This window comes from Lactivibrio alcoholicus (assembly GCF_055390895.1).
Genome location: NZ_AP042471.1, coordinates 1913230 through 1927489 on the forward strand (window position 1 = coordinate 1913230; position 14260 = coordinate 1927489).

Genomic DNA, 14260 nt, shown 5'->3' on the forward strand with positions numbered 1-14260 from the left:
AAGGCCGCCCTTCCGTTCACCGTTCCGGGCAAAGGAACCGGAACAGCAGATCGATACACGCGGACGCTGCGAAAACGATGCCGACGAGGACGACGGAAAACGCCGCGGCTTCGGCGAACATGAGTTCCGTCATGCACTGCAGGATTCGGACCGTGAGCAGGCTCCAGTTGACGGAGACGAGGAAGATCACCGCGCTGATCGCGGTCATCGATACTGTGAACAGGGAGCGCATCCCGGCCTTGACGGCGGGCAGGACGAGCGGGAGCGTGACGCGCCGCAGCGTCGTCAGGCGCGACGCCCCGAGACTCAGGGACGCCTCTTCGAGTGCGGGGTCGATCTGTCTGAGCGCCGCGAGCGTCGTTCGGATGCCCGTCGCGTCGTACCGGAAGACGCAGAGGGCCACGAGGATGCCCATCGTTCCCGTGAGAACGATCGGACCGGAGTTGAACGCGATCAGCCAGGCGATTCCGAGGACGGTTCCGGGAAAGACGGCGTTCGCGAGCGAGACGAATTCGAGCGCCGCGCCGCACCACCCGCCGCGCCGCGCGAGAAGCGCGATGCAGACGGCGAGCGCCGTTCCGGGAATCGCCGCCGAGACCGCTATGAGAAGCGTGTCGGCGATCGAGTTGAGCCCGGACGTGAAGACGAAGCGGTAGTTGTCGAGCGTGAAGCTGTTGTCGATCCCGAGGACCTTCACGAACGAACTCGCGACGATCGTCGCGTACAGGAGAACGACGAAGAACGTGACGACGGTGATCGTCCCGAGAATGGCACCGCGCGCGAGGATCCCGGATCTCGTATGCCGCGGCGCGCCGATTCCCTTCCCCGTAACGGTGACGTAGCTCCGGACGCCGACCCATCTGCGCTGCGCGACGAAGACCGCGAGCGCGGGCGCGAGCAGCACGGACGCGAGAATCGCCCCGCCGCGGAGGTCGTACATTCCCGTGATCTGGAGGTAGATCTGCGTGGGCAGGACGGGAAAGGTTTTTCCGGCCATGACGAGCGGCGTCGCGAAGTCGGCGAGGGACTCCGCGAACAGGAGCAGGAAGGCATTTGCGAGTCCGGGGATGCACAGCGGCAGCGTGACGGTCCGGAAGACGCGTCCCTCCGGAGCGCCGAGACCGCGCGCGGCGTCTTCGAGCGTCGGGTCGATCGCGGCGAGAACGGTCGCGAGTGTGAGAAACGCGAGCGGAAAGTATGTCAGCGTCTCGGCGAGCAACGTGCCCGGAAAGCCGTAGATCGAGACGTCGGGAAGGCCGAAGAATGTGGGAAGGAGGCCGCCTGGGCCGAGGACGATCGTCAGCGCCACGCTTCCCGTGAACGGCGGCGAGACGAACGCCAGCGTCGTGACGGACGAGAAAAAGGCCTTCGCGATCCGCGGGATCCCGAGTCGCGTGACCGCGAAGGCGAACAGAAAGCCGAGCGCCGTTCCGCAGAGCCCCACGGACGACGCGAGAAGAAGGCTGTTGAGCGTCGCCCGGCGCGTATAGCGGTCGGCGAACGCGTCCGCGAGCCTGGCGATCGCGTCGAAGGCGCCGCCGGACTGTCCGTCCGGCAAGAAGAGCGCGAGAAAGAGCCGCGCTATGGGGTAGAGCACAAAAACGGCCAACAGCAGCCAGATCGCCGCTCGAAGGGCGAATCCGGCCGCCGTCGGTCGTTGTCGTGAATGCTTTGGAATCGTTATTTCAGAATCTCCGACACCCATCGGTCCACGAGACGTTTGCGGTTGGCTCCCGACCATTCGATGTCGAGGTCGAGCAGATTGACGCCGCTCATGTCGAGCGCGGGGTTCTGAATCCTGACCTCGGGGTGGGTCGGGATCAGATTGATCTTCTGCGCCTCGTAGATCTGCTGCATCCTCGGACTTGCGGCCCAGTCGAGGAACTTCTTCGCGAGTTCGGGCTGCCTGGCCCCGCGGATGAGCCCCATCGCCTCGACTCCGTAGACGACGCCCTCCTTCGGGTAGCTGATCGCGACGTCGTACCCCTTCTGCTGCATCTCGAGCGCGTCGACGACGAAGAAAATTCCTCCGGCGGCCTGTCCCCGGGCGATCGGCAGGGCGCCCCCGGCGCCGCTCTCGGTGTATTGCCGGACGTTCCCGTCGAGCTTCTTCTGGTACGCGAAGGCTTCGTCCTCGCCCATGGCCTTCACGAGGCTGAAAATCCGCGACACGGCGGTGCCGGAAGTCCTGGCGTCGGCCATGAGAAGGCCCTTTTGGTACGCGGGGTGGAGAAGATCCTGCCATGACGCCGGTGCGTCGAGGCCGTTTTTCTTCAGGAACGACGCGTTGACCATGAAGCAGATGGGGTCCATGGCGACGCCGGTCCAGTATCCGTCGGGGTCCCGGTACTTCGCCGGAATCGCTTCCGCTCCCCTGGGCACGTAGCGCTCGAAGAGCCCCTCTTTCTTTCCGGCGACGAAGGCGTCCGCGATGCCGCCGAAGAAGACGTCGACCTGCGGATTGGCCTTCTCGCCGATCAGCCGTGCGAGCAACTCTCCCGACGAAAACCGCAGGAAACGTACGTCGATCCCCGTATCCTTCGTGAATGCCCTGAACACTTCGGTCGCGTAGCGCTCCGACCAGATCGTGTAGACGTTCAGCGTGTCCGCCGCCTGCGATGCGGATGCGAAGAGAACGGCAATGGCCGCCAACATCAGTCCTCTTCCCAATACACGTCTCAGGAACATGATTTCCCGACCTCCTCGTGATGATCTCGTCTTGAAGGGTATCGTACCCATCGGAGCGAGAAAGTTCCATATCCAGTCCGAATGGAAAAGGCGATATTCTGGAACGCCCTCCGGATGAAAACCATCGTTGTTTCGCGAAACGAATCGCACTATACTTATGCCATAACCGCCGCAGTCTGCAACCCTCGAAAAGGGGGAAGAGCGATGGCTTTCGGCAAGGGCGTTCTCGGGTTCATTGTCGTTCTGGCGTTTCTGCTGGCGTTTTCGGTCGCGTGAGGCTCGGAAGCGCGACGATCGTTCCGACCGGAGTGATTCCATGAAATCAAAGACGATCTGGCTCTACGTTCTCGATACAATGTCCGACTGGGAACCCGCCTACGCCGTTTCCGGGATCGGCAGCGAGCCGTTCCAGAAACGCCCGGGCGCATTCCGGGTGCGGACGTGTTCCGGTGAAGGTACGTCCGTCGTAACGATGGGTGGCATTCGTATCCTACCCGACGCGCCCCTTTCGGGCGTGTCGTCGGAGGGCAGCGCGATGCTGATCCTTCCCGGCGGAACGACCTGGGACGGCGACGCGCACGGCGAGGCACTCGCCGTCGCCCGGGTGTTTCTCGAAGCCGGGGTTCCCGTGGCCGCGATCTGCGGCGCCACCGCGGGACTCGCCCGCGCCGGGCTGCTTGACGATGTCCGGCATACGAGCAATTCGCGGGAATACCTCGCGGCGACGAAGTATCGCGGGGCCGCGCTGTACGAGGACGCGCCCGCCGTCACGCACGGAAACGTGATCACCGCCCCGGGAACCGGAGCTCTCGAATTCGCGCTTCATATCTTCCGCAGGCTCGACATCTTCACCCCAGAGGTCCTGGACGCATGGTACAACCTCTTCAGGACCGGCAGACCGGAATACTTCGAAGCACTCGCGAAAATGATGCCGGAAAAACGCTGACGGATCCTCCGCAGTTTCGGAGCAGTGAACCTCCGCCACCGTGAGATCCCGCCGGTGGATGCCTTTTCCCGTGCAGATCCGCTGTGAGTGTCCCGTGGATCATGATAAAATTCTGAAAATAAAGCCTTGTTGTATTGCAAAGCTGTGGCCAGTCGAAAGAAAGGACGATGAATCGGCGTGTGGACGGAGAAAATGCCGCATCCCGCGTGTATGCGCTTCGAGCTTCTGCTTTGTCGGTATGCCCGCGCGATCGCGGCGGCGTTCCTGCTGATCATGTGCGTTTTCATCTCTCCGGAGGCCGAAGGTGCCGTCACACTCGCCGTCGCGCCCTTCCTCTCGCAGGGAACGAGCATCCGGCTCGGTTCCGCCGTAAACGACGCCGTGACGTCGGAACTCGTCGGGCACAGGGATCTCGTCGTCGTCGAGCGGAATCGTCTTGCGGCGGTTGCGGGAGAGTACAAGCTGGCCCTTTCGGGCCTCGTCGACGAAAAGACGGCCGTACGAACCGGAAAACTCGTCGGCGCGCGATATTTTCTCTTCGGAGCCGTGACGCGTTTCGGATCGATCGTCATCGCGACGGCGCGTCTCGTCGACGTGGAGTCGTCCGTGGTCCTCGCGAGTTTCGAGCGCGTTTCTCCCGATGGCGAGGACGACATCGCGCTCGCGTCGAAAAACCTCGCGGCCGACATCCTTGCGATCGTGACGAGGGGCCGGCCCACCAAGGGGAAGGCGACCGACGACTATCGATACTACCTCTACGAAGCGCTCGGGCGCTACAACCTCGGCAATCCGACCGCGTCGCTGCCGTTCTGGGAGAAAATGACGCGAATGAGTCCGAAGCACGCAGTGTTGCGTTTCTTCCTCGGAGGAATTCTCTTCGAAACCGGCAGATATCGGGACGCGCTTCTTGCCGCCCGCCAGGCCGTCACCTTCGCCCCTTCGTTCGCGGAAGCCTGGCTGCTCGCTGGAAAATGTTATTTCATGATGGGCGACTCACACAGTGCGACTTCGGAACTCGAGAAGGCGATACAGCTTGCGCCGCACCTCCCGGAGCCCTATCTCCTGATGGGGCGACTGTACAAGGACCGGAGGCGGATCGGTGAAGCGGCTGATTTCTTCGCCCGGGCGATGGACGCGGACGAACGGTACGTTCCGGCGTACCTCGCGCTCGCGCAGCTCTTCTTCGAGATAGGATCGCTCGGCGAGACTGCCGGCGTTCTGGGGGACGCGCTGGCGATCGACCCGGATAATGCGGAGGCCCTTCTGCTCCTCGGTATGACGCAGACGCTTCTGGGTGAGGACGCGAAGGCCAGAAAGACGTATGCCGCGCTCGAGAGGGTCGATGCGAAGAAAGCGGGCGAGTTGCGGAAGTGGATGCTCAACAGGTGAGTTCCGTCGGACTATCCGGCGTGACGGCGTTCCTGAGAATTCTCGTCGTCGCTGCCTTCGCGACGCTTGCGCTGCTTGCGTCGGCTGCGTGCGCGGGGAGATTTCTGTGGAGGCGGAGGACGAACGGTATCCTCTCGCGGCTCGACGGCGAGGTCTCGTGGCTGCTTCCCGACGGACCGAAGCCCTACTGGCGCGGACGCATCACGGACATCCGGCACGAATTCGCGCGGTGAGCGAACGATGAAGGCTGCTTCGAACATCATCATGCTCGGCGACATCCCCGTCGAGGTGACGCGCAAGAGGATGAAGACCCTGCGGCTCAGCGTCTCCCCCCCGGACGGGCGCGTCCGGATCTCCGCGCCGCTGAAGGCGAGCGACGAGACCGTGCTCCGCATGGCGTCGGAGCGGCTTGCGTGGATCGAGCGGCAGCGGGAGAAGATCGCGGCCGCCCCTCCGCCTGCCCCGGTCGACTTCGTCGACGGCGAGGTTCACGCGTTTCTCGGGGAGCCGCGGCGATTGCTGGTGCGCGAGCGGAACCGCGCGGCCCGCGTCGATGTGTGCGGCGACGCGACGATCGCGATCACCGTTCGGCCCGGAAGCACGCGGGAGCAGCGGGAGGCCGCGCTGCTCGACTGGTATCGCGACCGGCTCTCCGAACTGATCCCGCCGCTGATCGACCGATGGCGGTCCGTCATGAACGTGACCGTCGACGAATGGCGCATCCGCAGGATGAAGACGCGGTGGGGGAGCTGCAACATCGCGGCGCGCCGGATCTGGTTCAGCCTGGAGCTGGCGCGGAAACCGGAGCCCTGCCTGGAGTACATCGTCGTCCACGAGCTGGCGCATCTGCTTGAACGCGGCCACGGCGCGCGCTTCAAGGCGCTGATGGACGGCTTTCTTCCCGACTGGCGGGAGCGCCGGAAGCTGCTGAACTCCGCGGTCAACGTCGGGTAGGAAGGGCAGGAGACAGCGCAGGGAAAAGGGGGTCCCTTGTCCCTGCGCTGTCTGTGAGAAATAATCGATTGCAGGATTATTTATAGTCTGTAGGTTGCCGTATCACCGGATCGCTTTCAGCGTTGCGGCGTACGCATACGAAATCCGTTCTTTGTCCCGCGTCCGCATGTAGGCGTCTTCGTTGTGGGACAGTGCGGAAAGTTCCCGTGCGCCGAGTTTGCCGAGCGCGTCGGCGACGCGGTCGATGATTCTTCGTTCTTCCGGGTCGGGAATGTCCGCAACGGTTCCGTCCGAAAGCGCGATGGTCCGCTTGATGTTTCCGTCATCGCATTCCTCTTCCTCTATGCGGACGATGCCCGCCTCGGATGCGGAGTCATAGAGGTCGTACGAGAGCGCGCCCCCGGGGACCGGGCCATGGGGCCAATGGACATAGCACAGCCCCGTCATGGATATACGCCGGGTTTTGAACGAGAGAAAATCGATATAGAAGAGCAACTTGTGGAGCTTTGTTATCGGGGCGCATGAGTCCTTCAGCCGCGAGAGAAGGCGCGCGATCACAGCGTGGAACGAGTCCGGCGAGAAGGAGCGGAACCCGTTGAAATCCGACGGCCTTTCCTGCAGCTCCGCAAGGAGATGACGCCTGAGAGAACTCGCGTCGGGCGCCGTTTTCTTTCGGATGTTCTCTTTCGCCGCCCGGTACGCTTCTTCGCTCAGACGCGATCGGTTTGTCTCCAGAAGGTCGAGAAGCCGCTTTGCGTCGGAGGCCTCACGGAGCAGGCGATCGTAGGGGATGGTTTGCACAGCTCCGGTTTCATAGCGTTGGAGAGAGGCGGAGCCGATTCCCAGAATAGCCGCAAAAACGTCCTGAGAAAGATTGTACGATGTGCGGATATCTCGGATTTCTCCGGAGGAGAGCAATCCGTGCTTTTTCTTGTACATCTCGTACGCCCGCGCCAGAAGCCCGTCGTATTTTTCGTTCCAGAGAATCTCCCCGCACGATTCGCACAGGTCCACCTCGCCGGAAACGCAAAACGTCTCCCCGCGTACGGCGATGTCGTGATTCCGCATTACGGTTTTGAACGCGGTGTTTTGTTCGCAATTCGGACAAAAAAGGACGCCCATGAAATTCCCCTCCTTTCGGGAGTTCGTCACGCATCGGCGCCGTCCTGAACATGAATGGACAGAACCAGCAGTCTGGGTTCGCCGTCGGGAATCTTCAGCTTGATGTAAAGAGGCCGTATCCGCTCATCCAGCTCCTCGTTTTTCAGAAAGTCAAAGAGCGTTCCCGGCGGCTTCGAAAAATCGCTTTCCTCCATGGGGCCGTTTCTTCGGTGCGGCGCGTGCAGCTTCCGGACGATCGCGCCATGTCGAGAAACGCGTTGACCGAACGAAGCGTATCGTCCACGAGATGTACCCCGTTTCTGGAATCGTGACAAGTATAGCATTTCAATCAATAGATGTCATCAATTGATGCCAAATCGCGTCGCGGACAAACCGACGCCTGCATCACATTGCCGCAGTCTCCGGAGGAGTTGTGTTTCCGCGCAAGCTGTGTCAGATTATGAACGCTCTCACGACGAAACGGGGGGTCTTCATGAACGAACAGACGGAAGTGAGAAAGACCGCGACGGCGACGGCGACGGCGTATTTCGCGGGCGGCTGCTTCTGGTGCATGGTGTCGCCGTTCGACGCGCTCGACGGCATCGTCGAGGTGCGCTCGGGCTACATGGGCGGCAGACTAGCGAACCCGACGTACGCAGACGTGAAGAGCCAGACCTCCGGGCACTACGAGGCGATCCGCGTGCGCTATGATCCCGACGCGGTCTCCTACGACACGCTGCTCCGGGCGTTCTGGCGGCAGGTGGACCCGACCGACAACGGAGGCCAGTTCCAGGACCGGGGCTCCTCGTACCGGACGGCGATCTTTTACGTCACCGACGAGCAGCGTGTTGCGGCGGAGGCGTCGAAGAAGGCGATGGACGAATCGGGACGCTTCCCCGGCCCCATCGTGACGCCGATCCTGCCCGCGTCCACATTCTACGACGCCGAGGAGTATCACCAGGACTTCTACAAAAAGAGCCCCGACGAATACCACGAGGACCGGGCGAAGTCCGGGCGCGACGAGTTCATCGCGACAGTCTGGGGAGAGGACTATTACGACCTCTCGCGCTGACGCCTTCCTCGCGGGGCTCGACGGCGCGTTCGTCCTCGGCGTCAACCCGCCGGTCGTCGACTTCGCGTTCGGCGACGTGTGGGCCAAGCCGCTCGGTCTGCTCTACCTGCTCGAAGAGCTTCGCGAGCGCGGCAATTCCGTGGCCCTGATCGATTGCGTCCACGAGGGGCGCGAAAAGCCGCTGCCGTTCGGACGCTTCCGGATCGCGCGCGAAAGCGTTCCGAAGCCCGCGCCGTACCGGGACATTCCGAGGCGCTACTGGAAGTACGGCATGGGCGAGGCCGCCTTCCGGTCGCGCCTCGCCTTGCTCCCGAGGCCCGACGCTGTGCTCCTGACGTCCGGGATGACCTACTGGTACCCCGGCGTCGCGTGGTGCCTCGCGATCCTTCGCGACGTCCTGCCCGGCGTTCCGGTGCTCCTCGGGGGCGTGTACGCGCGATTGTGTCCGGAGCACGCGGACTCGCTCGGCGCGGACGTCGTCCAGACGAAGTTCCGCCCCGTCTCGGCCGCGCGTCCCGCGTTCGACCTCTACGATGGCCTCGGCTACGCGGTCACGGCGACGTCGTGGGGGTGTCCGCTGCGGTGCGGCTACTGCGCCTCGTCGCGCCTCTGGCCGTCGTTCGTCCTCCGTCCGCCCGACGAAGTAGAGCGGGAGATTTCCTTCGAGCTGTCGCTTCCCGAGGTGAACGACATCGCGTTCTACGACGATGCGCTCCTCGTGGGGCGCGAGACGCGCTTCCTCCCCCTCGCTTCGTTCCTCGAACGCTTCGACGGGGCGCGGTTCCACACGCCGAACGGCCTCCACGTCCGCGAGATCGACGCGGCGTGCGCCTGCGCGCTCCGGCGTGCGCGCTTCGTGACGCTTCGGCTGAGCCTCGAGAGTGTCGATCCGGGGATCGGACATTCGGGGTCGGACAAGGTCTCGCGCGACCAGTACGCACGCGCCGTCGCGAACCTCCTCGACGCGGGGTACGAGCCCGAACGGCTGGAAACGTACCTTCTCGTCGGGCTCCCCGGCCAGACGCCCGAGTCGGTCGCGGACGCGATCGCGTTCGTCCGCTCGCGGGGGGCCGTCCCGAAGCTCGCGGAGTTCTCGCCGCTGCCGGGCACCCGAATGTTCGCCGATGCGTGCGCCCGCTCTCCGGAGATCGCGTCCGAGCCGCTGCTCCAGAACAATACGGTCTGGGCGCCGTACATCGGCCGCACGATCGATCCGCAGACGCTGCAGGATCTCAAGGACTTCGCGAAGGGACGGCGCGGAGCCGCGCGCTTCTCTGCGCCGGGCGGGGACGACGAAACGCCGCCGGACGCGTCGCCCTCCGACCGCTGCCTTTCGTCCGAGGATTCCCGGGCGGACCGACCGCCGGAATGCCGATAGCCCGCCGACGCCCGCCGTCCCGCACTGACACGCTTTTTACGAACCTCGCACATTCCCGAAACGCTTCCGAGACCTTCGCCGTGTAAAGTCTTCGGCGGAACCCCCCGGAGGGTTGCTCCGGAATCTCATGGCGAGGTGATCTCATGTCCGGAATGTCTGTTCGTGCGTCGGCGCGACGGCGCGGAATCGCGCTGTCGTTTGCGGTTCTGGTTCTTCTGGCGCTTTCGTCCGCGTCGTTCGCGGCGACGAAGGCGAAGTACGTCTTCCTCATGATCGGGGACGGCATGGCGCTCCCGCAGCGCAACGCCGCCGAAATCTTCCTCGCGGCCGGAAGGGACGCGACGAAGCCCGGCATCGTCCGACTCGCGATGAACGAACTCCCCGCGCAAGGGATGTGCACCACCTATTCGACGAACTCGCTGATCACGGATTCCGCGGCGGCGGCGACCGCGTTCGCGTGCGGCGAGAAGACGAAATCCGGCGTCATCGCGATGGACCCGAACGGCGAGCGAAAGCTTCCGATCATCACGCAGCTCGCGAAGGCGTCGGGCCGGAAAATCGGGATCGTCTCGTCCGTGTCGATCGACCACGCGACGCCCGCGGCGTTCTATTCGCACGCGGCGGGGCGGAGCGTCTACTACGAAATCGCGCTCCAGCTCGCGTCGAGCGGCTTCGACTACTTCGCGGGCGGCGGACTCAAGAAACCCAAAGGCGACAAGGGCGACCAGCCGGACGCGTTCGAGGCTATCGAAAAGGCAGGGTACGTCATCACGCGCACGCGCGACGACTTCCTGAAGCTGAACGCGTCCTCCGGGAAGATTCTCGCGATCAATCCCGTGCTCGACCGCGACAAGGCGCTCTCGTACGAGGTCGACCGCAAAGACGGAGAGATCACGCTCGCGGAATTCACGACGAAGGGGATCGAGCTGCTCGACAACCCGAACGGCTTCTTCATGATGGTCGAAGGCGGAAAGATCGACTGGGCGTGCCACGCGAACGACGCGGTCGCCTCGATACGGGACACGGTCGCGTTCGACGACGCGGTCCGCGTCGCGCTCGACTTCTGCAAAAAGCACCCGGACGAAACCCTTGTCGTCGTCCTTGGCGACCACGAGACGGGCGGCATGTCGATCGGTTTTGCCGGCACGCAGTACGACACGTTCTTCTCGAAGCTGCGCTTCCAGAAGGGCTCGTACATCGCGTTCGACGCCTTCCTCGACGGGTACAAGAAGACGCATTCGCCCGAAACGGCGAAATTCGACGACATCGCGGCGACGGTCACGGAGTTCTTCGGCTTCCGCTTTCTGCCCGACGAGAAGATCGTCGATCTCGAGTCGAAGGCGAAGGGCGGCGACAGGGCGGCCGCGCAGGAACTCGAACTCGCGGTCAAACCGCGCGAGATGAAGGACATCCGGGCCGCGTTCGCCCAGACCATGAAGGGCGCGAAGGAGCGTTCGAGCGACGAGGAAACCTACCTGCTCTACGGCGAGTACGAGCCGCTCACGATCTGCCTGACCCACATCCTCAACCGCAAGGCCGGAATCGGCTGGACAACCTACGCTCATACGGGCGTCCCCGTGCCGGTGTCCGCGATCGGCGTCGGGCAGGAGACGTTCAACGGCTACTACGACAACACGGACGTCCACGCGAAGATGAAGGCGGCCATGGGCCTGTAGGAATCATCCGCATCGTGCCTTTTGTGCGACGCTTCCCGCCGTTTCGGGAAGCGTCGCCGCGTTCGCGCTCCGGACGCGCGTTTTCACTTCCGTCGGCCTTTTCGGGCCGATCTCCGGAGCGTTCGTGCGAGTGGCGCCCCGCTTGCGACACAGAGCGAAGGGCGGAACTGGAGGAAATGAATATGTTCCGGCAATACGTCTCGTCGTTTTTTTCAGGCTTTCGCCGCAGGGATGTCGCGTTTTCCGCCATCGTCGCCGCGCTCGTCGTCGCGCTCTGGTTCCTGCCCACGGGGTTCGAGGACCGGCTTCCGGACGGAATGGAACACGTCCGCGGCGAGGTTCTTTCGGTCGACGATTCGCTCGTCAGACAGTACGGCTTCATCCGCGACGGCGTTCAGGTGCTCGAAGTCCGCATCTCGGAAGGAACGTTCAAGGGAACGGTCGTCCGGGCCGAGAACCGCTTCATGGGGAAACTCGAACTCGACAAGGTCTTCCGTCCGGGGGACACAGCGCTCGTCGACCTGACCGCTTCGGGTGGAAGGGTCGCGTACGCCCACGCCTCGGACCACTACCGCGTGACGCTGGAGCTTGCGTTGCTCGGCGCGTTCGCGCTTTTGCTGCTGCTCTTCGGCGGATTCGCGGGGTTCCAGGCGCTCCTGAGCTTTCTCTTCACGGCGCTCGCGGTCTGGAAGCTCGTGATCCCGCTTTTCCTGAAGGGGTGGGATCCGCTGCTCGTGAGCCTCGCGGTCGTGACCGCCCTGACGGCCGTCATCGTCTTCCTCGTCGCGGGGCTCGGTCTGAAGGGATTCGTCGCCTTCTGCGGCGCGACGGTCGGCCTCGTCCTCACGGGCGCGCTCGCGCTCGCCATCGCGCCGCCGTTCCGGCTTCACGGCGCGGTGCGTCCCTTCTCGGAAACGCTGCTCTACTCGGGCTTCGGCTTCCTCGACCTCACGAGGATCTTCCTCTCGGGGATCTTTCTTGCATCGTCCGGAGCGGTCATGGATCTCGCGATGGATCTGTCCGCCGCACTCCGGGAGATCGCGGTCCACACGCCGGGGATCGGCGCAACCGCACTCTTCCGTTCCGGCATCCGGATCGGTCGCTCCGTGATCGGTACGATGACGACGACGCTCTTGCTGGCCTACTCCGGAAGCTACGTGACGATGCTCATGGTTTTCATGGGGCAGGGAATTCCGCTGGTCAACGTCTTCAACATGAATTACACGGCCGCCGAATTTCTCCACACGCTCGTCGGAAGTTTCGGACTCGTTCTCGTCGCGCCGCTGACGGCCGCGGTCGGCGCGTTCGCGTACTCGCGCGACCCGCTTCCGGAGGAAGAATCAACGCCTGCACACGAGATGCGGTGACGTATCCGGGACATCCGCATCCGAGACATCGCCACGACGATCTGCTATAGTTCGGAAAACCGGGCCGGGACGAGCCGTCCCGAGAAATCCGGACAGACCGTCGAGGTGATGTTCGTGTCCGCACGGTTGTACCGCGCGTCGGCGCAGCGGCGCCGGAGTGTTTTCCTTCTGGTCGTTTTCGTCCTGTGTGCGCTCTCGGCATCGTCCGCCTTCGCGGCGGCCAGGGCGAAATATGTCTTTCTCATGATCGGCGACGGCATGGCCGAAGGGCAACGAACCGCCGCGGAACTCTTCGCTGCGGGCGAACGGGAGGCCTCGGGGCGGAAGACCGGCGGACTCCTGATGAACTCCCTCCCCGTACGGGGCGTCTGCGCGACGCACGACGCCGACGGGCGCGTCACGGACTCGGCCGCCGCCGCCACGGCGTTCGCGTGCGGGCGAAAGACCACGGCCGGGCGCCTCGCCGTCGACCCGGAGGGACAAACCCTCCGGAGCATCACGCAGCTTGCGAAGGCTGCCGGAATGAAGACCGGCGTCGTCTCGTCCTCAACGCTCGACGACGCGACGCCCGCGGCCTTCTACGCGCATTCCGTCTCGCGGAGCGCGTACTACGACATCGCGCTCCAGATCGCGGGAAGCGGCGTCGACTACTTCGCCGGAGGCGGGCTCCGGCGGCCGAAGGAACAGAAAAAAGACCGCCCCGACGCGTTCGGCGCGATCCGCAACGCGGGGTATCGCGTGACGGAGACGCGGGAGGACTTCGACGCCCTGGACGCGTCGTCCGGCCGAGTCTTCGCCGTCCAGCGTGCGACGCCCTACGACATCGACCGAAGGGAAGGCGGAACATCGCTCGCGGCGTTCACCGCGAAGGGAATCGAGCTTCTCGACAATCCGAACGGCTTTTTCCTGATGGTCGAAGGGGGAAAGATCGACCTCGCCTGTCACGCCAACGACGCGGCGACGGCCGTCCGGGAGACGCTCGCATTCGACGAAGCGGTCCGCGTCGCGTACTGGTTTTACCGGCGGCGCCCCTCGGAGACGCTCGTCGTCGTCCTCGGCGACCACGAAACGGGCGGGATGTCCGTCGACGCGGCCGCAGGAATGGAACGCCTCCATTCCGTCCTGGCGCGGCAGAAGAGTTCGTATCTGCGCTTCGACTCGTTCATGGCGAACTGTATCCGGACGCACAACGCCCGGACGGCCCGCTTCGGAGACGTCGCGGGCGACCTCGCGGCGTTCTTCGGTTTCCGATACCCGGCGGGATTCGGGGAAGGCCGCGGCGCAGCCGACGGCGTCGCGCTCGACGGGACGGACGTCCGCGAGCTTCGCGAGGCCTTCGCGCAGAGCGTGACGGGGCTTCGAGGCCGCAAGGCGGGCCGAGAGCCATACCGGAAGTACAGCGAATACGATCCGCTCACTGTGGCGGCGACGAAAATCCTCGGCCGCAAGGCTGGGATCGGCTGGACGACGTTCGTTCACACGGGTGCGCCGATGCCCGTATCGGCGGTCGGCGCGGGGCAGGAGCTGTTTCGCGGCTCGTACGACAACACGGACGTCTTCGCGAAGCTCCGCGCCGCGATGGGGCTGTGACGCCGGGGCATAATGCGCCTCTGCGGCCTGGAGGGAGGCGACCGCTACGATTGCTCTCCATAGCCGACAGTCCTTTCGGATACCCCTGTTGGATGGCTT

14 protein-coding genes are annotated in these 14260 nt (G+C 64.2%); 10 read left to right on the forward strand and 4 right to left on the reverse strand.

Features of this window, described 5'->3' with window-relative positions; translation table 11 throughout:
- Positions 1-16: 16 nt before the first annotated feature.
- The gene (locus ACZ5IU_RS08880) at positions 17-1609 is read right to left on the reverse strand and encodes an ABC transporter permease (RefSeq protein ID WP_464416400.1); all 1593 of its coding nucleotides are present in this window, start codon (positions 1607-1609) and stop codon (positions 17-19) included.
- A gap of 71 nt (positions 1610-1680) precedes the next feature.
- Positions 1681-2688, reverse strand: coding sequence for an ABC transporter substrate-binding protein (locus ACZ5IU_RS08885; RefSeq protein ID WP_464416402.1), 1008 nt, complete (start codon positions 2686-2688; stop codon positions 1681-1683).
- A 114-nt stretch (positions 2689-2802) separates the two neighbouring features.
- Between ACZ5IU_RS08885 and ACZ5IU_RS08890 the strand changes: the two genes are divergently transcribed.
- The 5 genes from ACZ5IU_RS08890 to ACZ5IU_RS08910 all read left to right on the forward strand — a co-directional run bounded on the left by ACZ5IU_RS08890 (position 2803) and on the right by ACZ5IU_RS08910 (position 5977).
- Positions 2803-2964 carry a hypothetical protein gene (locus tag ACZ5IU_RS08890; RefSeq protein ID WP_464416404.1) on the forward strand — a complete coding sequence of 54 codons (162 nt, stop codon included), beginning with the start codon at positions 2803-2805 and terminating at the stop codon, positions 2962-2964.
- Between the two features lie 40 nt (positions 2965-3004).
- A complete protein-coding gene (locus tag ACZ5IU_RS08895; protein WP_464416406.1) occupies positions 3005-3634 on the forward strand; it encodes a DJ-1/PfpI family protein in 630 nt (209 codons plus the stop codon).
- Positions 3635-3811: 177 nt separating this feature from the next.
- Positions 3812-5023: a tetratricopeptide repeat protein gene (locus tag ACZ5IU_RS08900; RefSeq protein WP_464416408.1), complete on the forward strand. Its 1212-nt coding sequence runs from the start codon at positions 3812-3814 to the stop codon at positions 5021-5023.
- Positions 5020-5256, forward strand: coding sequence for a hypothetical protein (locus ACZ5IU_RS08905; protein WP_464416410.1), 237 nt, complete (start codon positions 5020-5022; stop codon positions 5254-5256). Before ACZ5IU_RS08900 ends, ACZ5IU_RS08905 begins: the two co-directional genes overlap by 4 nt.
- A gap of 7 nt (positions 5257-5263) precedes the next feature.
- The gene (locus ACZ5IU_RS08910) at positions 5264-5977 is read left to right on the forward strand and encodes a M48 family metallopeptidase (protein ID WP_464416412.1); all 714 of its coding nucleotides are present in this window, start codon (positions 5264-5266) and stop codon (positions 5975-5977) included.
- Positions 5978-6079: 102 nt separating this feature from the next.
- Here the strand turns inward: ACZ5IU_RS08910 and ACZ5IU_RS08915 are convergent, their stop codons facing one another.
- Both ACZ5IU_RS08915 and ACZ5IU_RS08920 read right to left on the reverse strand, forming a co-directional pair.
- Positions 6080-7099: a type II TA system antitoxin MqsA family protein gene (locus ACZ5IU_RS08915; protein WP_464416414.1), complete on the reverse strand. Its 1020-nt coding sequence runs from the start codon at positions 7097-7099 to the stop codon at positions 6080-6082.
- A 26-nt stretch (positions 7100-7125) separates the two neighbouring features.
- Positions 7126-7293, reverse strand: a complete 168-nt coding sequence (locus ACZ5IU_RS08920; protein ID WP_464416416.1) for a hypothetical protein — start codon at positions 7291-7293, stop codon at positions 7126-7128.
- Between the two features lie 278 nt (positions 7294-7571).
- On the opposite strand from ACZ5IU_RS08920, the gene msrA reads away from it, so the two are divergent.
- From msrA to ACZ5IU_RS08945, 5 genes are all read left to right on the forward strand, one after another.
- The gene (msrA, locus tag ACZ5IU_RS08925) at positions 7572-8150 is read left to right on the forward strand and encodes a peptide-methionine (S)-S-oxide reductase MsrA (protein WP_464416418.1); all 579 of its coding nucleotides are present in this window, start codon (positions 7572-7574) and stop codon (positions 8148-8150) included.
- Positions 8151-8226: 76 nt separating this feature from the next.
- Positions 8227-9528, forward strand: coding sequence for a B12-binding domain-containing radical SAM protein (locus tag ACZ5IU_RS08930; protein WP_464416420.1), 1302 nt, complete (start codon positions 8227-8229; stop codon positions 9526-9528).
- Between the two features lie 143 nt (positions 9529-9671).
- Positions 9672-11204 (forward strand): alkaline phosphatase, encoded by a 1533-nt coding sequence (locus ACZ5IU_RS08935; protein WP_464416422.1) that lies wholly within the window; start codon positions 9672-9674, stop codon positions 11202-11204.
- Positions 11205-11386: 182 nt separating this feature from the next.
- Entirely contained in the window at positions 11387-12571 is a 1185-nt protein-coding gene (locus ACZ5IU_RS08940; RefSeq protein WP_464416424.1) for a YibE/F family protein, read from the forward strand.
- Positions 12572-12685: 114 nt separating this feature from the next.
- On the forward strand, positions 12686-14161 hold the full coding sequence (locus tag ACZ5IU_RS08945) for an alkaline phosphatase (RefSeq protein ID WP_464416426.1): 1476 nt from the start codon (positions 12686-12688) through the stop codon (positions 14159-14161).
- Positions 14162-14260 lie beyond the last annotated feature (99 nt).